The sequence below is a fragment of the Streptomyces sp. NPDC018026 genome, from assembly GCF_044327745.1.
In the GTDB taxonomy this organism is placed as follows: Bacteria; Actinomycetota; Actinomycetes; order Streptomycetales; family Streptomycetaceae; genus Streptomyces; species Streptomyces rubrogriseus.
Map to the genome: position 1 here is coordinate 104,357 of NZ_JBIRFY010000005.1, position 25,304 is coordinate 129,660.

13 protein-coding genes are annotated in these 25,304 nt (G+C 72.8%); 10 read left to right on the plus strand and 3 right to left on the minus strand.

The features are described 5' to 3' along the window. Positions 1–30: 30 nt before the first annotated feature. Positions 31–1,011: an alpha/beta hydrolase family protein gene (locus ACH4D3_RS17735; protein WP_398322984.1), complete on the minus strand. Its 981-nt coding sequence runs from the start codon at positions 1,009–1,011 to the stop codon at positions 31–33. Positions 1,012–1,134: 123 nt separating this feature from the next. After that, positions 1,135–1,569: a PGPGW domain-containing protein gene (locus ACH4D3_RS17740; protein WP_398323597.1), complete on the minus strand. Its 435-nt coding sequence runs from the start codon at positions 1,567–1,569 to the stop codon at positions 1,135–1,137. Positions 1,570–1,871: 302 nt separating this feature from the next. Between ACH4D3_RS17740 and ACH4D3_RS17745 the strand changes: the two genes are divergently transcribed. Both ACH4D3_RS17745 and ACH4D3_RS17750 read left to right on the plus strand, forming a co-directional pair. Continuing rightward, on the plus strand, positions 1,872–3,737 hold the full coding sequence (locus ACH4D3_RS17745; RefSeq protein ID WP_398322986.1) for a CocE/NonD family hydrolase: 1,866 nt from the start codon (positions 1,872–1,874) through the stop codon (positions 3,735–3,737). Positions 3,738–3,775: 38 nt separating this feature from the next. Continuing rightward, positions 3,776–4,015, plus strand: coding sequence for a DUF5302 domain-containing protein (locus ACH4D3_RS17750; RefSeq protein ID WP_003978364.1), 240 nt, complete (start codon positions 3,776–3,778; stop codon positions 4,013–4,015). A gap of 86 nt (positions 4,016–4,101) precedes the next feature. Here the strand turns inward: ACH4D3_RS17750 and ACH4D3_RS17755 are convergent, their stop codons facing one another. After that, complete coding sequence (locus ACH4D3_RS17755) at positions 4,102–5,049, minus strand: methionyl-tRNA formyltransferase (RefSeq protein WP_398322988.1); 948 nt, start codon at positions 5,047–5,049, stop codon at positions 4,102–4,104. Between the two features lie 176 nt (positions 5,050–5,225). Between ACH4D3_RS17755 and ACH4D3_RS17760 the strand changes: the two genes are divergently transcribed. The 8 genes from ACH4D3_RS17760 (at position 5,226) to ACH4D3_RS17795 (ending at position 25,261) form a co-directional block, all read left to right on the plus strand. After that, positions 5,226–6,581: a lysine N(6)-hydroxylase/L-ornithine N(5)-oxygenase family protein gene (locus ACH4D3_RS17760; RefSeq protein ID WP_398322990.1), complete on the plus strand. Its 1,356-nt coding sequence runs from the start codon at positions 5,226–5,228 to the stop codon at positions 6,579–6,581. 11 nt (positions 6,582–6,592) lie between these two features. Then, entirely contained in the window at positions 6,593–7,657 is a 1,065-nt protein-coding gene (locus ACH4D3_RS17765; protein WP_398322992.1) for a FecCD family ABC transporter permease, read from the plus strand. Further along, positions 7,654–8,772 carry a FecCD family ABC transporter permease gene (locus tag ACH4D3_RS17770; protein WP_398322994.1) on the plus strand — a complete coding sequence of 373 codons (1,119 nt, stop codon included), beginning with the start codon at positions 7,654–7,656 and terminating at the stop codon, positions 8,770–8,772. The genes ACH4D3_RS17765 and ACH4D3_RS17770 overlap by 4 nt, the downstream gene beginning before the upstream one ends. A gap of 38 nt (positions 8,773–8,810) precedes the next feature. After that, the gene (locus ACH4D3_RS17775; RefSeq protein ID WP_398322996.1) at positions 8,811–9,650 is read left to right on the plus strand and encodes an ABC transporter ATP-binding protein; all 840 of its coding nucleotides are present in this window, start codon (positions 8,811–8,813) and stop codon (positions 9,648–9,650) included. Between the two features lie 74 nt (positions 9,651–9,724). Next, the gene (locus ACH4D3_RS17780) at positions 9,725–10,777 is read left to right on the plus strand and encodes an iron-siderophore ABC transporter substrate-binding protein (protein WP_398322998.1); all 1,053 of its coding nucleotides are present in this window, start codon (positions 9,725–9,727) and stop codon (positions 10,775–10,777) included. A gap of 2 nt (positions 10,778–10,779) precedes the next feature. Beyond that, entirely contained in the window at positions 10,780–12,585 is a 1,806-nt protein-coding gene (locus ACH4D3_RS17785) for an ABC transporter ATP-binding protein (RefSeq protein WP_398323000.1), read from the plus strand. Between the two features lie 57 nt (positions 12,586–12,642). Continuing rightward, on the plus strand, positions 12,643–23,574 hold the full coding sequence (locus ACH4D3_RS17790) for an amino acid adenylation domain-containing protein (RefSeq protein WP_398323002.1): 10,932 nt from the start codon (positions 12,643–12,645) through the stop codon (positions 23,572–23,574). After that, complete coding sequence (locus tag ACH4D3_RS17795; RefSeq protein WP_398323004.1) at positions 23,561–25,261, plus strand: ABC transporter ATP-binding protein; 1,701 nt, start codon at positions 23,561–23,563, stop codon at positions 25,259–25,261. The genes ACH4D3_RS17790 and ACH4D3_RS17795 overlap by 14 nt, the downstream gene beginning before the upstream one ends. Positions 25,262–25,304: the final 43 nt, after the last annotated feature.

A 25,304-nucleotide genomic window follows, 5' to 3' on the forward strand; every position in this document is an offset into this window, starting at 1 on the left:
GCCCATTTTACCAGCGGGCGTCCCCCCGCCTCACGGCCGAGGGTGCGGGGCCTGCTTGGACTCGACCCGGCCGAGAGGGTCGGGACCGGCGTCCAGCGCGTCCCGTGCCGCCTGCCAGGCGGTGTCCCCCGGATACAGCGTGGAACGCAGGTAGGCCCAGGTGAGCCGCTGCACCGCGGCGACTCGGGCGGGGTCCTCGTCGGTGGTCTCCGCGACGTCGTATCCGGCCACTCCGCCGAGCCCGTGCTCCGCGCCGAACAGGGTCAGCAGGGACTTGGGGCCGGGGGAGAGCGAGTACGGGTCGGCGTGCCACTGGGGGCCGGACACCGTCAGGTGGGCGGAGTCGTCCCGGTCGCCGGCGACGACGAGCGCGGGCGTGGTCATCCGGGAGAAGTCCGTGCTCAGGAAGAAGGGCATGCTCGCGGCGGCGGACTCGCTGAGGGCGTCGCCGCCCCGGCCGGGAGCGGCCAGCAGGACGCCCGCCCCGATCCGGGGCTCGGTCAGGTCCACCTCCGTGCCGTCGTCCGGATCGGTGAGCCGGGCGCCGAGCAGCAGGCTCGCGGTGTGTCCGCCCATCGAGTGCCCGGCGACCGCGACCCTGCTCCGGTCCAGTCGGCCGGACAGCTGTGGGACGGCCTTCTCCAGGAGGTCGAGCCCGTCGAGGACATGCGTCATGTCCTCGGCGCGCGACCGCCAGAACAGGGGTGCTCCGGGGGTCCCGGGATCCAGCGCCAGCGACCGCGAGCTGAGGTGGGTCGGCTGGATCACGACGAAGCCGTGTGCCGCCCAGTGGTCGGCGAGCGGGGCATAGCCGTTCAGGGAGGAGAGGTGGTTCGAGTAGCCCTGGCCGTGCGAGAGCAGGAGCACCGGGAGGCCGGTCCCGGTCACGGGCGCGGAGACCCGCACCTGCAGGTCCACGGGGCGTCCCGGGGCCGGGAGCACGACCGGGGCCACGGAGAGGACGGGAGCGGACGGGGGGACGAAGTCGGTCGGGCGGGTCTGTGCGCTCATGATGCGGATGTCCGTTCGATGAATCGACGGCGGAGGCGGCGAGGCCGTTCGGGAGGAGGCGCGTCGGCGCGACTGAAGCGGGACGCTGTCCCGGTTAAATATACGGAACAGTGTCCCGTTTGGTCAACGCGTGCGTTCCGGAGCCGGCGGTGACCCGCTCCGCTCCGCCCGCAGCCGGCGATGGCTCCACCCGAGCAGCGCGAACAGCACGAAACCCGAGATGATCAGACTCGCCCCGGTGGCCCATCCGGAGTACGGCAGCTCGGGCACGAGGCCCCAGGCCGCGCCGGCGGCGAGGAGGAACAGGCCCACGAGCACGGAGCCGGCGATACGCCATCGGGAGGAGACGCTCTCCTCGGCGGCACGCATCGCCCGGACTCGGACCGGGGCGACGAACCGGTCCAGCGCCGGAACGGCGCGCGCCAGCAGCACCACTCCGGCGAAGACGAGCAGCAGGCCCGGCCCGGGCAGCACCAGCAGTGCGACGCCGATCAGCAGCAGGACGGCACCGAGGGCACCCAGGGCGGTGCGCCGGATCGACTCGACACCCCGCGCCATGGCGCCCCACTCTCCTGCGGTCGGCAAGGACTCCGGTTCCGTCGGCGTGCCCAGCCTAGGCAGGGATCGGGGCGCGGGCGATTCAAGAGCGGCCGCAGCGGCGGCCGCCGAGCCGGATGCCCGGCCGGTGCGGGCCGTGGTGCCCTCGTCCCGCGGGCCCGGCCGGAGGCGGGGGCCGCTCGCGTCCGTCAACGCCCGATGTGACCGGGGAAGTTGTGGTTGCGCCCCATCGACGGGCAGGGACTTCGCTGCTAGACCTGCACCACCCGTACCACCTGCACCCGCCTTTCAAGGAGGAGCATGTGAGACCACGTCGCGCGGTCGTCCGGACCGCCTCGGCACTCGTCGCCGCCCTCGCCCTCACCGTCGGCCTCGGGGGCACCGCCGTCGCGGCGCACGAGGCGGAGGCCGGGCCGTCCGCCACCGGGAACGGTCCCGTCACGCACGAGGAGAACGACCGCGTCCCAAAGGGCTCGGTCTGGACCCAGCACTACTTCCCGTCCTCCGACCGCTCCGGCACCCGGCTGCACGCCGACGTCCTGCTGCCCGAAGGGCTGAAGCGGAAGGAGAAGGTGCCGGTCATCCTGTCGATCGGCCCGTACTTCGCCCACGCGGGCCAGACCGGCCCCGAGGGCTGGTCCCGCACCGGCCCCTCCGCCCGCTTCCAGGACTTCATCGAGGGCACCGACCTGTTCGACCAGGGGTACGCCTTCGTCATGGTGGACCTGCGCGGGTTCGGCGGCTCCACCGGCTGCCTGGACTGGGGCGGGCCCGGCGAACAGGCCGACGTCGAAGCCGCGATCGACTGGGCCGCGAAACAGCCGTGGTCCACCGGCGCGGTCGGCATGTACGGCAAGTCGTACGACGCCGTCACGGGGCTCATCGGCAACAACCTGGACCAGCGGGCGCTCAAGGCCGTCGTGGCCCAGGAACCGCTGTGGGACATGTACCAGTACATCTACTCCAACGGGGTGCCCCGCCCGAACGTCACCGGTACCGCCGGTGCCTACAACTCCATCGCCTCGATGCCCCCGATGGCGGACGACGACCCGCGGTACCAGGCCGCCGCCCGTTACGAGGAGAGCCACCCGGAGTGCCTCACGCAGAACTCGGCCGGATACCGGATATCCGACCAGCGGGACGAGCACTGGACCTCCCGCGACCTCGCGAGGATGGCCCGGGGCAGCGACACCCCGCTCTTCGTCACGCAGGGCTTCGTCGAGAACAACACCAAGCCCGAGGAGATGGAGGAGTACCTCGACAACCACCGCGGCCCCGAGCGCGGCTGGCTCGGCCAGTGGGACCACGTGCGCGGCGGCGACCGGGTCGAGGACGGACGCCTGGCGATGGGCCGGGCGGGCTGGTACGACGAGACCCTCTCCTTCTACGACCAGTACCTGAAGGGGACCAGGCCGACGGTGCGTTACCCGGCCTACGCCGTCGAGGACTCCACCGGCGCCTGGCGGGCCCAGCGCACCTGGCCCGTCACCGGACGGACGGTCACGCTGCCGCTCGGCGGCGGCTCCTACGTGGACGACGGCGGGGCGTCCGCCCGCGCGGCCCTGACCGCGTCCGGCAGCCCGGCGCCGAAGGCTCCGCCGCAGCCGTCCGGCAGGTGGGACATGGAGAACGCGCCCGCCACCGAGCAGCCCGCCCCGGCGGGGCTGGCCGCGGAACTGGCGAAGCGTCAGCGCACCGGTGAGGTCGCCTCCAGCTTCTTCGTGTGGTCGAAGCCGCTGAGGAGCACCACGCGCGTCACCGGCACCCCGCAGGTGTCCCTGACCGCCCGCGGCGAGGGCAACGTCATGCTCAAGCTGTACGACGTCGCCCCCGACGGCACCGCGGTCATGTTCGACGAGCAGGTCTCCCTGGTGAAGTCCGGCCGGATGAGCGTCGACCTGAAGGCGACCGACTGGACCCTCGCCGCCGGGCACGTCCTGGCGGTGGAGATCGGTTCCATCCAGACCGGCTCCTGGCGCGACACGCCTTCCGGCGGGACGGTCGAGGTCGAGGGGGCCAGGCTCAGGCTGGCGCTGGACGACCCGGCCGACGACGTCGCCACCGCCGGTGACCGGTCGCCGTACCTGGACACGTATCTGCGCCAGTACACGGTGAGCCTGCCGGCCGGCCCGGGAACTTTCTCGGTGGTTCCGGGCGGCCGGTCGTGACAAGCTGGGCTCCTGTTGTCCGAGCCCAGGAGGTCGCCATGACGGAAGAGTCTTCATCGCAAGCAGGTTCGGAACCGGCGGAGGCCGAGGGCACCGCCCTGACACCCGATGCCGACGGTCAGTACAACCTGAAGGACAAATTCCGCGAGGCGCTGGAGCGCAAGCGTGGCAAACAGGCGGAGGCCGCCGCCCTCGCCGCGAACGCCGACGTGGCGAAGATCCGGGGCACCCACGGTCCGGCCGCCAGCCAGCGGTCGTTCCGGCGCAAGAGCGGCTGAGGCCGCGCGGAAACCCGTAACCCGGCAGGGCCCGACCGTGACGGCACGGTCGGGCCCTGCCCGTCATGAGTGTCCGGCCGCGGCGCTCAGGGGCGGGCGGTCAGGTAGCCGCCCATCGAGGTGAAGTACTCCGTCGCGGCCAACTCCCGCCCGTCCTGCGTCCGTACGCGCCTGATGGCGAGGCCGCGGTTGCCGCCCCGGCGCGCGTCGGCCCCGGCGACGATCACCACACCCTCGCCCTCGCGGTAGAAGATCCGGCCGGGCGTGCCGCCGTAACGGCCCTCGGAGACCACGGCGGCGAGGATCTCCAGCCGCCTGCCCCGGTGGAAGGTGAAGGCGCTGGGGTACGGCTCGGACTGGGCCCGCACCAGCCGCTCCAGGTCCTCGGCCGGCCAGTTCCAGTCGACGCGGATGTCCTCGGCGGACCGCTTGTGGAAGAAGCTCGCCCGGGACCTGTCCTGCTTGGTGAACTCCGTCTGCCCGGCCGCGATGAGTCCGAGGGCGCCGACGGTGACCGGGGCGATGAGGTCCACGGTCTTGTGGAACAGGTCCGTGGCGGTGTCGGCCGGGCCCACGGGTACGGCCTCCTGGCGGACAATGTCACCGGCGTCCAGCTCGTCGTTCATCATGTGCGCGGTGACGCCCACCTCGGTCTCGCCGTTGATCAGCGCCCAGATCAGCGGGGAGAACCCGGCGTACTTCGGCAGCAGCGAGTCGTGCACGTTGAGCGTGCCGTGGCGCGGGAGGCCGAAGATGCGCGGGGGGATCCAGGTCCGCCAGTTGTTGGCGACGATGATGTCCGGATCGGCGTCCTTCAGGCGCTCGAACAGCTCGTCGTCGTCCGGGCGGTTGCGGATCAGCACCGGGACGCCGTGCTCCTCGGCGAGGTCGGCGACGGAGTCGCTCCAGATCTTCTCGTACGCGTGCTCGCTCCTGGGATGCGTGACCACGAGGACCACGTCGTGTTCGGAGTCCAGCAGGGCTCGCAGGGTGCGGTGGCCCCAGGTCTGGTAGCCGAACATGACGACCCGCATGGGGTTCCTCCTCAGGGCAGGGGGCTGACCCGGGCAGTTAAGCAAGGCTTACCTTAGTGTGCAACACCGCCCCAGGACTCCCCAGTTGGCTCGAATCAGCCTCTGGTGTGCCCTATCGACAGCCGTATCTCATTAGCTTAGGCTCACCTAAGTTTCCGGCGCACGATGGGAGTGACATGTCACAGGTTCTTCCTGCTGACTCAACGCTGGTCCACGACCTCATTGGTATCGGTTTCGGACCGTCCAATGTCGCCATGGCGATCGCGATCCGCGAACACAACGCGCAGGCCGGCGGGCAGGAGGAACTCGACGCCCGCTTCTTCGAGCAGCAGCCGCGCTTCGGCTGGCACCGCGGCATGCTGATCGACGACGCGACCATGCAGGTGTCCTTCCTCAAGGACCTGGTGACCCTGCGCAATCCGGCCAGCGAGTACAGCTTCCTGTGCTACCTGCAGAGCAAGGGGAGGCTGATCGACTTCATTAACCACAAGAACCTCTTCCCGCTCCGGGTCGAGTTCCACGACTACTTCGAGTGGTCCGCGGCCAAGGTCGACGACATGGTCTCCTACGGCCACGAGGTCGTCGGCGTCGCACCCGTGGTGCGGGACGGCGTCGTGGACCACCTGGAGGTGACGGTGCGTTCGGGGGAGGGGCTCGGGGTCCACCGGGCGCGCAACCTCGTCGTCGGCACCGGGCTGCGCCCCCTGGTGCCGGACGGCGTGGAGCGCGGCGACCGCGTCTGGCACAACTCCGAACTGCTGGCCAGGGTCGACACGCTGGAGGGCACCTCGCCCTCCCGGTTCGTCGTCGTCGGCGCCGGACAGAGCGCCGCCGAGAACGTCGCCTACCTGCACCGCCGCTTCCCCTCGGCGGAGATCTGCGCGGTCTTCGCCCGCTACGGCTACAGCCCCGCCGACGACAGCGCGTTCGCCAACCGGATCTTCGACCCGGCGGCGGTCGACGACTACTTCACCGCGCCGGACGGCGTCAAACAGCGACTGATGGACTACCACGGCAACACCAACTACTCCGTGGTGGACATCGACCTGATCGACGACCTGTACCGGCAGATGTACCGGGAGAAGGTCCTCGGCACCGAGCGGCTGCGCTTCCTCAACGTGTCCCGGCTCTCCGACGTCAAGGAGACGCCGGACCGGGTGCGCGCCACCGTGACGTCGCTGGTCACCGGCGAGGAGAGCCACCTGGACGCCGACGTCGTGGTCCTCGCCACCGGCTACGGACCCGCCGACCCGCTCGGCCTGCTCGGCGAGGTCGCGGACCGCTGCCTGCGCGACGACGAGGGCCGGGTGCGCGTCGAGCGCGACTACCGCGTCGCCACCGACCCCGCCCTGCGCTGCGGCATCTATCTGCAGGGCGGCACGGAGCACACGCACGGCATCACCTCGTCGCTGCTCTCCAACACCGCCGTCCGGGTCGGCGAGATCCTCGAGTCGCTCCTGGACCGGGGCCTCAAGTCCGCATCCGACGAGGCCCGTACGGTCGCCGACGGGACCGGCACCGGCGCGCGTTAATGTACGGCACCATGACCACGCCCGAGGTGGAGCGTCCCGAGCCCACTCCCAGAGGCCCGACGGAGGCGCGCCGGCGCCGCGTTGCCGGTCTGGGGCTGCTCGCGGCGCTCCTCCTCGTCGCCGCGGCGGCCTCACTGGCCGTCGGCGCGCGTGCGCTCAGCCCCGCCGAGGTCTGGCACGGGCTGTTCGCGGCGCCCGAGCCCGACCAGCGCCTCACCGAGATCAGGCTCATCGTGCAGACCGTGCGGGTGCCCCGCACGGTCCTCGCCGTCGTGGCCGGTGTCGCGCTCGGCGTCGGAGGGGCGCTGATCCAGGGGTACACCCGCAACCCCATCGCCGACACGGGGCTGCTGGGGGTCAACTCCGGCGCCTCGTTCGCCGTGGTGTCGGGGATCGCCGCCTTCGGGTTCACCAGCCCGTTCCAGTACGTCTGGTTCGGCTTCGCGGGCGCGGCGGTCGCCGGTGTCGTCGTGTTCGGGCTGTCGAGCATCGGCCGGGGAGCGGGCAACCCGCTGACGCTCGCGCTGGCCGGGCAGGGTGTCACGGTGTTCCTGGCGGCGATGACCACGGCGGTCGCGCTGACGGACAAGGCCTCGCTGAACGCCCTGCGGTTCTGGAACGCGGGCTCGCTGACCGGGGTCGGCTTCGACGTCATCTGGCCCGTGTCGGCCTTCATCGCCGCCGGGCTGCTGCTGGCGCTGACCACGCTGCCCTCGGTCAACCTGCTCAACCTGGGCGACGACGTGGCACGGGGACTCGGCGTGAACATCGCGCTGACCCGCACCGTCGGCATCGTCGCCATCACCCTGCTGGCCGGGGCGGCGACGGCGGCCTGCGGCCCCATCGCGTTCCTCGGGCTCATGGTGGCCCACGTGGCCCGGTACCTGACCGGCCCGGACTACCGCTGGCTGGTCCCGTACGCCGGTCTGCTCGGCGCCGTGGTGCTGCTGGTCTGCGACATCGTGGGGCGCCTGGTCGTACGGCCGGGGGAGTTGGACGCCGGGGTCGTCGTCTCGCTCCTCGGCGCACCGTTCTTCGCCGTCCTGGTGTGGCGCGGGAAGTTCAAGAGCGCGTGAACGGGGCGGACGTGAGGGCGGACGGGGCGGATGCGACGGTGGACGTGAAGACGGACGTGAAGGCGGACGTGCGGACTTCGGTGGCGCCCGGCGTGCGGTTCGGCGGCCTGTCGTTCGTGTGGCGGCCCTGGATCGCGGGCGTCACCCTGCTGCTGGCGGTGGCGGGCTTCCTGGTGTTCTGCCTGTCCATCGGGGTCGGGGACTTCCCCATCGCCCTGCCCAGGGTCGTCGCCACCGTCTTCGGCGGGGGCGAGCAGGTCGACCGGTTCGTGATCATGGACCTGCGGATGCCCCGGGCCCTCGCCGGGCTGGTCGTGGGCGTCGCGCTCGGGGTGTCCGGCGCCCTCACCCAGTCGATCGCCCGCAATCCACTGGCCAGCCCGGACGTCCTCGGCATCACCAGCGGCGCCGGCGCGGTCGCGGTGTTCCTGGTGACGGTCTCCGGCGGCGCCGCCACGGCCGTGGCCGACTCCGTGGGCCTGTCGGCGGCGGCGCTCGCGGGCGGCCTCGGCACGGGGCTGCTGGTGTACTTCATGGCGTGGCGCCGCGGGATCGACGGCTTCCGGCTCATCCTCATCGGCATCTCGGTGAACGCGGTGATGCAGGCGATCACGACGTGGCTGCTGGTCACCGCCGACATCAGGGACGTGGCCCGGGCCCAGGCGTGGCTGGTCGGCTCGCTGGACAACCGGTCCTGGGGCGAGGTCCACGTCGCGCTGTGGTGCACGCTCGCCCTGCTGGTCGTCGTGGCCTCGGTCGCCTTCCAGTTCAAGCCGCTGCACTTCGGCGACGAGGTCGCGGCCGGACTCGGGGTCCGGTACGGGACGGTGCGCGCGGTCCTGCTGCTGTGCGCGGTGCTGCTGGCCGGTGTGGCGGTGAGCGCGGCCGGACCGGTGCCGTTCGTCGCGCTGGTGGCGCCGCAGGTGGCGATGCGGCTGGCCAGGTGCCCGACCCCGCCGCTGGTGGCCTCCGGCCTGGTGGGGGCGCTGCTGCTGACCGGCTCCGACCTTCTCGCGCGCACCGCCCTGCCCGTCTCGCTGCCGGTCGGCGTGGTCACCGCCGCCATCGGCGGACCCTTCCTCGTCTATCTGCTGGTGCGGGCGAACCGCAGATAGCTGGTACAAAGTAAGGCGAGCCTAATCGAGGGGGCCTTGTGGTCGTTCAGTCCATCACCGGGACCGAAACGGAAGTTGACGGCGCCGCACGCCTGGCGGCCAGGGCCGTCACCGTCGGGTACGGGTCCCGGTCCGTCATCGACGGCCTCGACGTGGCGATCCCGCCCGGAGTGATCACCACCATCATCGGACCGAACGGCTGCGGCAAGTCGACCCTGCTGCGCACCCTGTCCCGGCTGCTCAGGCCGACCGGCGGCACGGTCGTGCTGGACGGCGAGGACATCGCCGGGCTCCGGACCCGCGACGTGGCCAAGAAGCTCGGCCTGCTGCCCCAGGCACCGGTGGCCCCGGAGGGGCTGACGGTGTCCGACCTGGTCGCCCGGGGCCGCCACCCGCACCAGAGCTGGCTGCGGCAGTGGTCCTCGGACGACGCCGACGTCGTACGGCGGGCGCTGGCCATGACCGGCGTGTCCGACCTCGCGGACCGGCCCGTCGACTCGCTGTCCGGAGGGCAGCGCCAGCGGGTGTGGATCTCGATGACCCTCGCCCAGGGCACCGACCTGCTGCTGCTGGACGAGCCGACCACCTATCTGGATCTCGCGCACGCGGTCGACGTGCTCGACCTCGTCGACGACCTGCACGAGTCCGGGCGCACCGTGGTCATGGTGCTGCACGACCTCAATCTGGCCGCGCGCTACAGCGACAACCTCGTCGTCATGCGGGAGGGCGAGATCCTGGCGCAGGGCCACCCGCGCGACGTCATCACCGCCGGCCTGCTGCACGAGGCGTTCGGGCTGCGCGCCAAGGTGATCGACGACCCGGTCGGGGACCGCCCGCTCATCGTGCCGATCGGACGCACCCACGTCGAAGTCGGCTAATCCGCACCCGAGTTGTTGAAGTGAGGGTAGGCTTACCTCACACTGGTTGCCGCGACAGCAAAGGGATGCCCGGGATGCTCCTCAGAACGACGCGTATGAAGCCCTGGCGACGACTCGCGGCGGCCCTGTCCGCCGCCGCGCTCGGCGTCGGACTCCTCGCGGGGTGCGGTTCCGACTCGGACGACCCGGCCGACGAGGCCGGCGGCGGCACCCCGGCCGCGGCCGGCGCCTTCCCGGTCACCGTGGAGCACGCGTTCGGAACGACGAAGATCGACAAGGCGCCCGAGCGGGTCGTCTCCGTCGGCTACACCGACGACCAGACCGTCCTGGCCTTCGGCATCAAGCCCGTCGGCATGGTCGACCAGTACCCGAACCCGGCCGGCCAGAGCCCCGACATCAACACCCAGTGGCCCTGGGTGAAGGACAAGTGGGGCGACACAAAGCCCGAGGTCATCATGAAGAACGGTGACACGGGCCCCAACTACGAGAAGATCGCCGCCCTGCGCCCCGACCTGATCGTCGCGGTCTACTCCGAGATCGACCAGGCCGCCTACGACAAGCTCTCCAAGATCGCGCCCACGGTGGGCCGCACCAAGGGCGAGAAGGAGCCGTTCAGCGCTCCCTGGCAGGACAACGCGCTGCACATCGCCAAGGCGCTCGGCAAGGCCGAGGAGGGCGAGAAGATGGTGGCCGACATCCAGGGCAAGCTGGACGCGGCCAAGCAGGCGCACCCCGAGTTCGCGGACAAGACCGCGGTGGTGCTGTCCTGGTACAAGGACTCGGTGGCCCCGTTCACCTCCACCGACGTGCGCGGACGGCTGGTGACCGGCATCGGCTTCAAGTACCAGACCGAGATCGACAAGGTCGCCGGCGGCGACTTCTACACCACGCTCTCGCCCGAGCGCGTCGACCTGGTCGACGTGGACCGCATCTTCGTCATCAACGACAAGGCGGACCAGGACGCGTTGAAGAAGTTCGAGCTGTTCACCAACCTGGACGCCGTCAAGAACGGCAAGGTGTCGTACCTGCTGGACAGCGAGGGCCCGGCGGTCGGCGCGGCCATCTCCCAGGGCACCCTGCTGTCCATGCCGTACGCCGTCGACGAACTCGTCAAGTCGGCCGGGTAGGTGTGAGCGCCACCGACACCCGCGCCGCCACGGCCCCGGCCGTCCTGCGTACGGCGACCGGACGCGAGTCCGGCCGGTGGGTCGCGGCACACTGCCGCGAGGCGCCGTGGCTGACGGCCGCCACGGTGCTCACCACGGTGGCCGGAGCGGCGCTCCAGGTGCTCCCCGTGCTGCTGCTCGGCCGGGTGGTCGACGCGGTGGCCGGGGGCGAGTCGCAGTCCGTCCTGGTCACGATCGGGGCCCTGATGGTCGCCGCGGCGCTGCTCGGCGCGGCGGCGACCGCGGTGTCGACCTATCTGATCGGGCGGCTGGGCGCCGACCTGCTCGCCCGGCTGCGGGAGGGCGCCGTCCACGCCGTCCTGGCGATGCCCAGCGCGCGCGTCGAACAGGTGGGCCGCGGCGACGTGCTGTCCCGGGTCGGCGACGACGTCGCCGTGATCTCCAAGGGAATCCGCACCGCCGTACCCACGGTGTTCTCGGCCGGAGTCCTCGTCGCCATCGCCACGGCCGGCATGTTCGGGCTCGACTGGCGGCTCGGTCTGGCGGGCGCCGGTGCGCTGCCCGCGTACGCGCTGGCCCTGCGCTGGTACCTGCCGAGGTCCGCCCCGCTGTACCGGAAGCAGCGGGTGGCCCAGGCCGACCGGGCGCAGGCCCTGATCAGCGGCCTGAACGGCATCGACACCGTCCGGGCCTACCGGCTCGAAGGCGCCTTCCGCGAGCGGGTCACCCGGGAGTCGTGGCGGGTGCGCGAGCTGGGCATCGAGGTGTTCCGGTTCTTCGGCCGGTTCGTCGGCCGGGAGAACCGCGCCGAGTTCATCGGGCTGACCCTCATCATCGTGGTGGGCTACGCGCTGCTGGAGGCCGACGCGGCCACCCTGGGCGAGGTGTCCGCGGCACCGCTGCTCTTCCACCGGCTGTTCACCCCGCTGGGCGCCATCATGTTCACCTTCGACGAGGCGCAGAAGTCGGGCGCGAGCCTGACCCGGCTGGTCGGCGTGCTGGCGGAGGACGCGGAGGACCGGCTGGTCGGCGACGCCTCCGTCGGGACTGCGGCGGCCGGCGCGTACCCGGTGACCGTGCGGGGGCTGACGTTCACCTACCCGGGCGCCGACGAACCGGTCCTCAGGGACGTCGACCTGACGATCCCGGCAGGGGGCTCGCTCGCCCTCGTGGGGGCGACGGGCGCGGGCAAGACGACGCTGGCCGCGCTGGTCGCGGGCATCGGCACCCCGCAGACGGGGTCGGTGCGCGTCGGGCCGGTGGACCTGGCGGAGTTGGACGAGGCCGGGGCGCGGGCCCTGGTGAGCATCCTGACCCAGGAGACGCACGTGTTCTCCGGTCCGCTCGCCGACGACCTGCGGCTGGCCGCGCCGGAGGCGACCGACGCCCAACTCCGGGACGCCCTGCGCACCGTCGGCGCCGGTCCGTGGGTGGACGCGCTGCCCGACGGGCTGGACACGCCCGTCGGTGAGGGCGGCGAGCGGCTCGACGTGACCAAGGTCGCCCAGATCGCGCTGGCCCGGCTGGTGCTCGGCCGGGCGCCCGTGGTGGTCCTCGACGAGTCGACCGCGGAGGCGGGCAGCGAGGGCGCCGCGGAGCTGGAACGGGCCGTGCTCGCCGCGTGCGCGGGACGCACCACGCTGTTCGTGGCGCACCGCCTGACCCAGGCGATGGCGGCGGACCGGATCGCCGTGCTGGACGCCGGCCGGGTCGTCGAGGAGGGCACGCACGCGGAGTTGGTGGCCCTGGGCGGCCGCTACGCACGGCTGTGGCGGGCCTGGCGGGAGGGCGGTCGGGCGGGGTGTTAGGCATGCCTAAGTTAGGTTAGCCTGCCTTCATTCCTTGGAAGGGGCGTTGAGTCTTCGATGATGGAACCGACCGCTTCTCTCGTACGGCTTTCTCCCGAGCGGCTGACCGGCCTGCGCCGCCGCACCGGCGACTTCTCCGACCGCGTCGTCACCGAGGCGTGCGCCGTCGCGCTGGCGTACTGGGCCGAGGGCCGCGGCCCCGCCGGACTCGACCTCACCCCGGGCACCCTGTTCACCGACGTGCTCGGCTGGACCGACAACGGCGGTACCGCACCCACCGGTTGGAGCGTCGATGCGGACGGCCCGACCATCGCCCTCCCGGACGGCGTCGTGCCGCACGAGGCACAGCTCGCGCTCGACGACCTGGCCGACTTCCCGGACCGCCCGCTCGGCACCATCGGCCCCTCGGGCCCGGCGGAGCGGCTGGAGCTCCTCGCCAGGTGGAACGACACCGACGCCGACCGGGCCCGCCCCGGCCTGGTGGAGATGTTCCGCGAACAGGCGCACGCCAGGCCGGACGCCGTGGCCGTCGTCGACGAGCGCCGCACACTGACCTACCGACAGGTTGCCGAGAAGTCCGCCCAGTTGGCCCACGACCTGGTCGCACGAGGGCTCACCGCGGAAGACGTCGTCGGCATCTCCCTGGAACGCTCCGCCGAGATGGTGATCGGGCTGCTCGCCGTCCTCCGGGCGGGCGGCGCGTTCGTCCCGCTCGACCCGCACTGGCCCGCCGAGCGCCGGGCCGTCGTCATCGAGGACGCCGGGGTCGTCGTACAGCTCAACGCCTCGGGCGAGTCCGCCCCGGGCGAACCGGAAGCCGTGGCCGTCGACCTCGGCGACTGGCGGTTCGACGCCCGTCCCACCGAGGGGCCCGCAGTCACCGTCCCCGGCGACGCCCTGGCCTACGTCATCTTCACCTCGGGCTCGACCGGGCGTCCCAAGGGCGCCATGATCCGGCACGAGGCGATCAGCGAGCGCCTGCTCTGGCAGATCAACGAGATCCTGGGCTTCGGCCACGACGACGCGTCCCTGTTCAAGGCGCCGCTGTCCTTCGACATCTCCATCAACGAGATCTTCCTGCCCCTCGTCAGCGGCGGCAGACTCGTCGTCCTGCGACCCGGCGGCGAACGCGACCCGCACCACCTGCTGAGCGTGATCGACGAACAGCGCGTCACCTTCACGTACCTGGTCTCGTCCATGCTGGACGTGCTGCTGGAGATGGCCGGCGACTCGGGGCGCCTCGACAGCCTCCGCCACGTCTGGTGCGGCGGCGAGGTACTGACGCCCGAACTCTACGAGCGCTTCCGCACCCGGCTCGACATCCCCCTCTACCACGGCTACGGACCAGCCGAGACGACGATCGGCGTCTCGCACGTCGTCTACCGGGGCGCGGCGGAGCGTCTGTCGACGTCGATCGGCCGGGCCAACCCCAACACCCGGCTGTACGTCCTGGACGACGAACTGCGCCCCGTCCCCGTCGGCGTCGGCGGCGAACTGTACGCGGGGGGACTGCTGCTGGGCCGCGGCTACGTGAACGCGCCGGGCCTGACCGCGTCCAGGTTCGTGGCGAACCCCTTCGCCGACGACGGCTCCAGGCTCTACCGGACCGGCGACCTCGCGCGCTTCGCCCCCGACGGCTCGCTCGACTTCCTCGGCCGCGCCGACAACCAGGTCAAGATCCGGGGCATGCGCCTGGAGATCGAGGACGTCGAGGTCGGCCTCGCCGAGCACCCCCAGGTGCGCCACACCTGCGTCGTCGCCAAGAAGAACACGGCGGGTGGCACCTACCTGGTGGGATACGTCATCCCGGCCGCCGGACACGGAGACCTGCGAGCGGACGAGGTCAAGGCCTGGGCCGGCGAGCACATGGTGGAGTACATGGTGCCCGCCCACGTGGTCGTGATGACGGAGTTCCCGCTCACCGCCAACGGGAAGCTCGACCGGAACGCGCTGCCCGAGCCCGTGATCCCCGCGGGCTCGTCCGCCCCGCCCGCCACCGACGAGGAGCGGACGGTGTGCGCGGCGGTCGCGGCACTGCTCCAGCTCGACCGGGTCGGCGTCGACCAGGACTTCTTCCAGCTCGGCGGCGACAGCATCCTGGCCATCTCACTGCTCGGCCGGCTGCGCGACGCGGGGCTCTACGTCACGGCCCGGCAGATCTTCACCCACAGCACGGTGGGAGCGCTGGCGGCGGTGGCGAGCCGCGAGGACACCACCGTCGTGGACCACCGTGACGTGCCCACCGGCAGCGTCGTGGGGTCGCCCGTCGTGCAGTGGCTCGGCGAGACCACGGACGCCGTCGACGGATTCGTCCAGTCGGTGGTGCTCAACACCCCGGCGGACCTGACCGCCGAGGCCCTCGACGCGGTCCTCGCCGCCGTGGTCCGCCGGCACCCCATGCTGCGGGCCCGGCTGGTGCGCGGCGAACGCTGGGGATTCGACATCCCGGAGGCGGAGGCCGCCGCGCCGCTCTGGCGGGAGAGCGACCAGCCGCTCGACGCGTGCCTCGCCCTCGCCACCGAGGAACTGGACCCGGCGGGCGGCGCGATGCTGCGCGCCGTCTGGCGCCGCGAGGCACGGCAACTGGCCCTCGTCGTGCACCACGTGGTGATCGACGGCGTGTCCTGGCGGGTGCTGATGGACGACCTGGCCACGGCGTGGCGGCAGTTCACCTCGGGCACGGCGGTGGAACTCCCAGCGGCCGGAACGTCGTTCCGCCGCTGGACCCAACTGCTGGAGCGTGCCGCGTTCGACGCGGACAGCTCCTACTTCCGGCGCCCCCTTCCGGGGCCCGACGAGCCGTTGGCCGGACGCCCCCTGACCCCGGACGACACCGTGGCACGCGAGCGGATCCGGACCGTTTCGATCGACGCCACGACCACCGCCGCGCTCCTCGGCGACACACCCGCGAAGTTCCACGCCGGGATCAACGACGTCCTGGTGACCGCGCTCGCCGTCGCCCTGGCCCGACGGCGCCACGACCTGGGCCAGACCCAGACCTTCGCGCACATCGAACTCGAGGGCCACGGCCGCGAGCCCGGGTTCGTCGCCCCGTCCGCCGGCTTCGAGCCGGAACTCTCCAGGACTGTGGGCTGGTTCACCACCCTCTTCCCGGTGACCGTCGACCCCGGCGCCGCCCCGGACCCCACCGCACCCGCCTACCTGTCCGCCGCGCTCAAGGCGGTCAAGGAGGACCTCGCACGCGTACCGGACCACGGCGTCTCCTACGGCGCGCTGCGCCACCTGGCCCGCGCCGCCTTCGACGCGCCCGCCCCCCAGGTGCTCTTCAACTATCTGGGCCGCTTCGACGCGGGCTCGTCCGACGACTGGCAACTCGCCAGTGTCAACGGACAATTGGGCGAGAAGCGCGACCCGCGCATGCGGCTGCCCCGCGCCCTGGAGTTCAACGCGATCGCCGAACCCGACGCCACCGGCGCGTACACACTGGTGACCGCCGTCTCCTGGCCGGACGGCATGTTCACCGACACGGACATCACCACCCTCGGCGCGTACTACGTGGAGGCGCTCACGGGGCTGGCCGCCCTGGAGAACGGCGGCCACTCGCCCAGCGACTTCCACCCACTGCGGCTCACCCAGGCGGACGTCGACGCCCTCGACGGCCCGGCGCTGCGGGACGTCCTCCCGCTGACCCCGCTGCAGGAGGGTCTGTACTTCCACTCGGTCTACGACGACGACGCCACCGGCAGCTACGTCGAGCAGCAACTGCTCACGCTGGAGGGCGAGGTGGACCCCGGCCGACTGGCCGCCGCGGCCACCCGCCTGCTGGCCCTCCACCCGAACCTGGCCGCGCGCTTCGTGGCCCTGGCCGACGGCCGCGTCGTCTCCGTACTGGAGAGCGGGCACGAGGCGCCCTTCACCGTGCTGGACCGCCCCGGCATCACCGACGACGAGATCCGCGCCCACGCGGAACGCGACCGCCGCGCCGGATTCGACCTGGCCGGCGGTCCGCCGATGCGGTACACCCTCGTCCGCGCGGGAGCCGGCAGACACGTCCTGGTGCAGACGGTGCACCACATCGTCGCCGACGGCTGGTCCGTGCCGCCCATGCTGCGCACCCTGCTGGCCGAATACCGGGCGCCGGGTTCCGGACACGCGCTCGGCGGCTTCCCCGACCACGTGCGCCGGCTCGCCGCACGCGACGAAGCGGAGAGCGACCGGGTGTGGGACGGGCAACTGGCGGACCTCCCCGGCCCGTCGCTGATCGCCGAGGGGCACCCGCCCTCCGCACACTTCGCCGACACCGCGACGACGGCGGACGTCGACGTCGACGCCGCCGCCCGGTCGGCCGGTGTGCCGCTGAGCGTCGCCGTGCACGGCGCCTGGGCCCTCACCCTGGGCGGCATCCTGCACCGCGACGACGTGGTGTTCGGCTCCACGGTGTCCGGGCGGGACGCGGACGTGCCCGGCATCGAGGACATGGTGGGCCTGTTCATCAACACGATCCCCCTGCGCGCCCGCTGGGCCGCCACCACGACCGCGCGAGAACTGCTGGCCGCCGTCCGGGCACACCAGGCCGCCGTACTGCCGCACCAGCACGTCTCGCTCGCGCGCATCGCCCGCCGGGCCGGAGCCGGAGCGCTCTTCGACACCCTGGTGGTGTTCGACGTGGCGACCGACGTGGACGAACTGCGGCACCCCGGCGACCCCCTCGCCGTCACCGGCATCACCAACGAGGGCGCCCCGCACTACCCGCTGACGCTGGTGGTGGAGCGCACACCGGACGGCCGCGCGCGCTTCAACCTGATCCACGACGCCGAGCTGCTGCGGGAACCCGAGGTCCGCGAGATCCTGCGCTCCTTCACCCGGACCCTCACCGGTCTGCTCACCCGGCCGGACGCCCCGGTCGGCGGCCTGGCGTCCGAGGGCACCGGGCGGGTCGAGCCGGTCCCGCCGACCACCCTGGGCGAACTGTTCGACGCCGCGGCGCGCCGTGACCCGGCCGCCACCGCCGTCACCCAGTGCACCCTCGACGGCGCCACCCGCTCCCTGACCTACGGTGAACTCACGAAGGCCAAGGACGAGTTGGCCGCCGTCCTGCGCGCGGCCGGGGTCGGCCCCGGCAAGCGGGTCGCCGTCGCCGTGCCGCGCTCCCTGGAGCAGGTCGTCGCCCTGATCGCCGTCGTCGGCGCGGGCGGCGCCTACGTACCCCTAGACCTGGCCTACCCCGACGAGCGCCTGGAGTACGTCCTCGCCGACTCCGCCCCGCAGGTCGTCCTCGTGGCCGCGGAGCAGCGCGACCGGTTCGCCCGGCTGCTGGACCGAGCGAAGGTACGGGCCCGCCTGCTCGTACCGGGGGAGGAGCACCCGCCCCCCGCCGCGGAGCCCGGACCCGGAGCCGGCTGGCACGACCCCGCGTACGTGATCTACACCTCCGGATCCACCGGCCGACCCAAGGGCGTCGTCGTCCCCCACTCCAGTGTGGTGACGCTGCTCGCCAACACCCGGCCCGCCATGGCCTTCGGCCCGCACGACGTGTGGGTCCAGTTCCACTCCTTCTCCTTCGACTTCGCCGTCTGGGAGCTGTGGGGCGCGCTCACCCACGGCGGTGAGCTGCTGGTGCCGGACTACGGTCTGACCCGTTCCCCGGTCGACTTCCACCGGCTGGTCCGCGAGCGCGGGGTCACGGTGCTCAACCAGACCCCGTCGGCCTTCCACCGGTTCGCCGAGGCCGACCGGCACGCGGGCGAGCCGCTGCCCGCACTGCGCAGGATCATCTTCGGCGGCGAGGGACTGGACCTCGCGCGGCTGCGCGACTGGGTGGCACGGCACGGCACCCAATCGCCGGAACTGGTCAACATGTACGGCATCACAGAGACCACCGTCCACGTCACCCACCGGGTGCTGACCGCCGCCGACTTCACCCCCGGCGCCCGTGCCGCCAGCCCGATCGGCGGCCCGGTCCCCGGCCTCGTCGTCCACCTGCTCGACGACCGGCTCCGCCCGGTGCCGCCGGGGCGGGTGGGCGCCATCTACGTCGCGGGCGACCAGGTGTCGCTCGGCTACCTGGGCAGGCCGGGGCTCACCGCCGGCCGGTTCGTGGCGAACCCGTTCACCGCCGACGGCACCCGCATGTACCACACCGGCGACCTCGCCCGCCGCACACTCGACGGGCAGCTGGAGTTCGCCGGCCGCGCCGACGACCAGGTGCAGCTCAAGGGCTTCCGCATCGAACCGGGCGAGGTGGAGTCCGCGATCCGCGACCTGGACGGCGTGGTGGACGCCGCCGTCACCGTGGCGGACACCGACGACCACCTGGTGGCGCACGTCGTGGGCCGGGTGCCCGCGGACCTCACCGGGCTCCTGTCGGCGAAACTGCCCGCGCACATGGTGCCGGGCCGGGTGCTGCCCGTGGACGCCCTGCCGCTGACGGTCAACGGGAAACTCGACCGCAGGGCACTGACCGAGCGCGCGACCAGCACGCCGAGCGCGGAGGCCGCGCCGCACGGCGCGAACGACTCCGCACTCGCCACCCTCGTCAACCTCTTCGCCGAGACGCTGCCCGGCTCCGCACCGGACGCCGACACCGACTTCTTCGGCGCCGGAGGCGACAGCATCATCGCCATCACCGTGATCAACCGGGCCAGGGCGGCCGGCCTGCCCGTCGCACCCCGCGACGTGTTCCTGCTCCGGACACCCCGCGCGCTCGCCGAGCACCTGGCGGCGCGCACACCGCTGCCCGAGGTCTCCCCCGCACCCACCGGCTACCAGGACGGCCCGCTGCCACCCACACCGATCATGCTGCGCCGGCGTGAACTGGGCGGCCCCCTCGCCCGGTTCGCCCAGGCCAGGACCCTGTCCGCACCCGAAGGCACCGGATTCGCCGACGTCGAGCGTGCCGCCCGCGCCGTCGTCGCCACCCACCCGGCACTGCGGCTGCGGCTGCGCGTCGGGCACGGGGTGTGGTCCCTGAGCACCGAACCCGCCCGCGAGGTCACGGTGACCCGCGCGGCCGGGACCGACGTGACGCGGACGGCCGACGAGGCGGCCGGCCGGCTCGATCCCGAGAACGGCGACATCGTCGCCTTCACCTGGCTGGAGACCAGCCGCACCCTGGTGGTAGCCGTGCACCACCTCGCCGTCGACGCCGTGTCCTGGCTGATCCTGCTGGACGACCTGGCCGCCGCGCTGCGCGGGGCCGCCCCGGCACCGCCGACCACGTCCTACGCCGAGTACGCACAGGCCCTCACGCACCGGTCCGCACAGGAGACCGACGGCCTGGACCACTGGATCAGCACGCTCCGCGCCCCCGCACCGCTGCCCGCCGCCGGGATGCGGCGCGAGACGACGGCCGTCCTCGCCCCCGACGTGAGCGACCGCGTGACCCGAACCGCACCCGCCGCACTGGGCCTCGGCCTCACCGAGCTGCTGTGCGGCGCGCTGCGCACCGCGCTGACCCGCGTCCAGCCGACGCCCACCGATCTCGCGGTCGAGCTGGAACGGCACGGCCGGGTCCCGGCCCTCGGCCACCACGACTACACCCGCACCGTCGGCTGGTTCACCGCCATCGCGCCGGTACGGCTCACCGCGCACACCGACCCCGTCGCCGCGGCGCGCGAGGTCGCCGAGCGCCAGCCGGACGAGCAGGCGCACGTCGCGTACGGCGGCCTCAGGTACCTCAACCCGCAGACCGCGCCGCTGCTCGGCACCGCTCGGCCGCAAGTCCTGTTCAACTACCTGGGCCGGGGCGGCGAGTCGGACGCGCCGCGCCTCACCGGCGGCGACACGGGCAGCCCGTACGCCGTCGAGGTGAACGCCTGGACCGACGCGGCCACCGGCAGCCTGCACGCGGTCTTCACCCTCGCCGAGGGCGTCCCGGACGAGATCACCGAGCACTGGCACCGCGCACTGGAACGGATCGCCGAAGCCGCCGCGACGGCCGAGCGCACGGCACCCGTCACCCCTCTGCAACGGGGCCTGTACTTCCAGGCCCAGCTGACCGGCCCGGCCGGACACTACGTCGCCCAGAGCTACTTCACCTTCGAACGGCGCCTGGACGCGGACGCGTTGTCCCGGGCGACGGCGTACGTGCTCGCCCGGCACCCGGCCGTCGGCGCGGGCTTCACCACGGACGAGGACGGCAACCCCGTCCAGGTCCTCGCCGCGGGCCGCAGCGTCGACGTCCACACGGTCGAGGCGGCGACGGAAGAGGAGGCCGACGCGCTGCGTCTCGCGGACCGGGAACGCGGATTCGACCCCGCCGAGCCGCCGCTGATCCGCCTGACCGTGGTGCGCCTGCCCGACGACCGCGACGGCCTGCTGCTCAGCTACCACCTGCTGCTGTGGGACGGATGGTCGCGCGAGATCGTGCTGCGCGACCTGTTCGACGCCTACCGTGCCGTCCTGGCGGGCGAGCCCCTCGACCCCGGGCCGGCCGCACCGGGCTTCGAGGACCATGCCCGGGCCCTGGCCGCCAAGGACCCGGCCGCCTCGGAACGCTTCTGGGCGCGGCACCTGGCCGGCCTGTCCGGCCCCACCCTGCTCGCCGGACCGGCGCCCGCCCTCCCCGACGACCTGCCGCGCGCGCTCGCGCACACGCTGACCGCCGAACGGTCCCACGCGCTCAGGGCGGCCGCCAGGACGTACGGCGTCACGCTGAACTCGGTGCTGACCGGCGCCTTCGGCCTCCTCCTCGGCGCCCGCACCGGCCGCGCCGACGCCGTCTTCGGCGTGACCGTCTCCGGCCGCGAGGGCGAAGGGCTGGCCGACGTCGTCGGCGTACTGCTCAACACCGTGCCCATGTGGACCCGGGCCCGGCCGCAGGACACCGTCCGCGCCTACCTCACGGCCGTGCAGGAAGCCAGGGTCGACGCCATGGAGCACGAGCACCTCGGGCTCGGCGACATCCAGCGGGCCGGCGGCCACGACACGCTGTTCGACAACCTGTTCGTCCTGCAGAACTTCCTGGACCTGGACGCCTTCGCCGAGATGAACGCCCGGCACGGCATCACCTCGGTGCGGGCCGACGACTCCACCCACTATCCCTTCACCTGGGTGGTCACCCCCGGCGACCGGCTCACCGTCAAACTGGAGTACCGCGACCACGACACCGCCCACGCCCGGGCCCTCCTCGACGACTACCTCCGGATCCTCGACGACCTGGCCGGACGCACCGGGGCCGCCGAGTCCCGTGCGCCGGTCGGCGCCCTGCCCCCACTGGCCCCTGCCCCCGAGCCCGCGCCGCGCACCGAGATCGGCACGGACACCGTCGTGGACCGCTTCGACCGGGCGGCCGACCGGGCACCGGAGCGGACGGCGCTGGTCGCCCACGGCGCCACGATGACCTTCGCGCACCTGCGGGACCGCAGCCGGGCCGTGGCGGGAGTGCTGGCCCGGCGCGGCATCGGCCCCGGAGCGACGGTGGGCCTCGCCCTCCCGCGCTCCCTGGACTCGATCGTGGCCCTCTTCGCCGTACTGCGCACCGGCGCCGCCTACGTCCCGCTGGAACTGGACCACCCGGACGAGCGGATCGCCGCCATCGTCGCGGACGCCCGCCCCGACGCCGTACTCACCGTGAGCGCCGTGACGCCCCGGCTCACCGGCGGCCCGGACCTGATCGAGCTGGACCGGCCGCTGCCGGACACCGAGCCGTGCGTGACCTTCGCGCCGGACGATCCCGACCGGCTGCGGCACCCCGCGTACACGATCTACACCTCCGGCTCGACCGGCCGGCCCAAGGGCGTGGTGACCGAGTACGCCGGACTCACCAACATGCTCGTCAACCACCGGCGCCGGATCTTCGAACCGGTCCTGGCGCGGCACGGCCACCGCACCTTCCGCGTCGCCCACACCGTGTCCTTCGCCTTCGACATGTCGTGGGAGGAGCTGCTGTGGCTCGCCGACGGCCACGAAGTGCACATCTGCGACGAGGAACTGCGCCGCGACGCACCCCGGCTGGTCGCGTACTGCCTGGAGCACGGGATCGACGTCGTCAACGTCACCCCGACCTACGCGCAGCAACTGCTCGCCGAGGGCCTGCTCGACGACCCGGCCCGCCGGCCCGCGCTGGTGCTGCTGGGCGGCGAGGCGGTCACCCCGGCACTGTGGACGCGGCTGGCCGAGACCGAGGGCACCGTCGGCTACAACCTGTACGGCCCCACCGAATACACCATCAACACCCTCGGCGTCGGCACCTTCGAGTGCCCGGACCCGGTGGTGGGCGTCGCGATCGACAACACCGACGTGTACGTGCTGGACCCGTGGCTGCGGCCGCTGCCCGACGGCGTCCCCGGCGAGCTGTACGTCGCGGGCGTCGGCATCGCGCGCGGCTATCTCGGGCAGCCCGCCCAGACCGCGCACCGCTTCGTCGCCTGCCCGTTCGGCGCGCCCGGCGAGCGCATGTACCGCACCGGTGACCTGGTGGTGCGGCGCCCCGACGGCAACCTGATGTACCTCGGCCGCACCGACCAGCAGGTCAAGATCCGCGGCCACCGGGTCGAACCCGGCGAGGTCGAGGCCGCGTTCGCCGCCCACCCTGCGGTGCGGTTCGTGGCCGCCGTCGCCCAGCCCGACCCGCAGGTCGACGGCGCCCACCGGCTGGCCGCCTACCTCGTGCTGGACGGTGCCGACCTGACCGAGGTCGCCGCCCAAGTGGGCGCCGCGCTGCCGGACTTCCTGCGTCCCACCCACTACGCCCAGGTCGACCGCATCCCGCTGACCGTGAACGGGAAGGCCGACACCAAGGCGCTCCCGGAGGCCAAGCCGCTGGGCGCGCTGAGCACGGCGGGGGAGCGGGCGCCGGAGACGGAGACCGAGACGACGGTGTGCGAACTCTTCGCCGAGGCCCTGGACCTGGACGACGACGAGGTGAGCGCCGTGAGCGACTTCGTGGCCCTCGGCGGCCACTCCATGCTGGCGGTGCGGCTGACCGGGCTGCTCCGCCGGGAGTACGGTCCAGTGATCACCATCCGCGATCTGTTCACCCTGCGAACCCCGGAAGCGATTGCCCGCCACCTCGATGACCACAACTGACACACAGCGGCCCCGCGCGGGGTCCGACATCCTCCGCACCGCCCTGCGGCGCAACGTCGGCGCGATGGCGTGGGGCACCCTCCTCATGGGCCTCTACCAGGCCGGTGAGACCGCCTTCCCCATCGCGCTCGGCCTGATCGTCGAACACACCATGCGGGACCGGAGCCCGCAGGCGCTCGGCCTCTCCATCGCCGCCCTGGCCGTGATCATCACGACGGTGTCCCTGTCCTGGCGGTTCGGGATGCGGATCCTGCAGAAGGCCAACACCACCGAGGCGCACCGCTGGCGGGTCCGGGTCGCGGGCCGCGGACTCCAGCCGGTGGCCAGGGACGTCGACCTCAAGTCCGGCGAGGTGCTGACCATCGCCACCGAGGACGCCGACCAGACCGCCGACATCATCGAGGTGGTGCCGCTGCTGATCAGCTCGCTGGTGGCGGTCGTGATCGCGGCGGTGGCGCTGGGGCTGGCCGACCTCAGGCTCGGACTGCTGGTCATCGTGGGCACCGTCGCGATCCTGTCCGTCCTGAGCGTGATGTCCAGGCGCATCGGTTCCAGCACCCGCGAGCAGCAGGCCCGGGTGGCCCGGGCCGGCGCCAAGGTCGCCGACCTCATCATCGGCCTGCGCCCGCTGCACGGCTTCGGCGGCAACCACGCGGCGTTCCGCTCCTACCGCGAGGTCAGCACGGAGGCGAAGCGCCAGTCCGTCACCGTCGCCCGGGTCAGCGGCGTCTACGCGGGCACGGCGCTCGCCCTCAACGCGGTGCTCGCCGCCGCGGTGACCCTCACGGCGGGCTGGCTGGCCTTCCGGGGCCGGATCACCATCGGTGAGCTGGTCATGGCCGTGGGCCTCGCGCAGTTCATCATGGAACCGCTGAAGCTGTTCTCGGAGATGCCGAAGTACGTGATGATCGCGCGTGCCTCGGCCGAACGGATGGCGCTCGTCCTCACCGCGCCGCCGGTGACGACACCGGGGACGGAACGACCGGCCGCGGGCGGGGACCTGGAGGTCTGCGGCGTGCGGCACGGGGCGCTGCGCAAGGTGGGGTTCCGGGTGCGCGCCGGCGAGTTCGTGGCCGTCGCGGCGTACCAGCCGCGCGCTGCCGCCGATCTCGCCGCCCTCCTGGCCCTGAACGTCCCGCCCGACACCTACGAGGGGACGGTGCGGGTCGGCGGACGGGACCTCGCGGAGCTGGCGGTCGAGGAGGCCCGCGAGCACCTGCTGGTCAACCCCTACGACGGCGAGATCTTCGCGGGCACCCTCCGTTCGAACATCGACCCCTCCGGCACCAGCCGGACCGTCCCCGAAGCCGTCGAGGCCTCGATGCTGACCGATGTGGTCGCCCTGCACCGCGAGGGACTGGACTACGCCGTCCGCGACCGCGGCGCCAACCTCTCCGGCGGGCAGCGCCAACGGCTGTCCCTGGCCCGCGCCCTGGCCGCCGACACCGAGGTATTGGTGCTGCGCGACCCGACCACGGCCGTGGACGCGGTCACCGAACAGCTCATCGCGCGGGGCGTCGCCAAGCTGCGCCGGGACCGCACCACCCTCGTGATTACCAGCAGTCCCGCCCTGCTGGACGCCGCCGACCGCGTCCTCGTCCTGGACGAGGGCGTCATCACCGCCGAGGACACGCACCGCAACCTCCTCGCCACCGACGAGGCGTACTGCCTGGCGGTGACGCGGTGACGCGGTGACCGGGCGGACCGGGGTCCGGCGGGCCGGTCGCGGC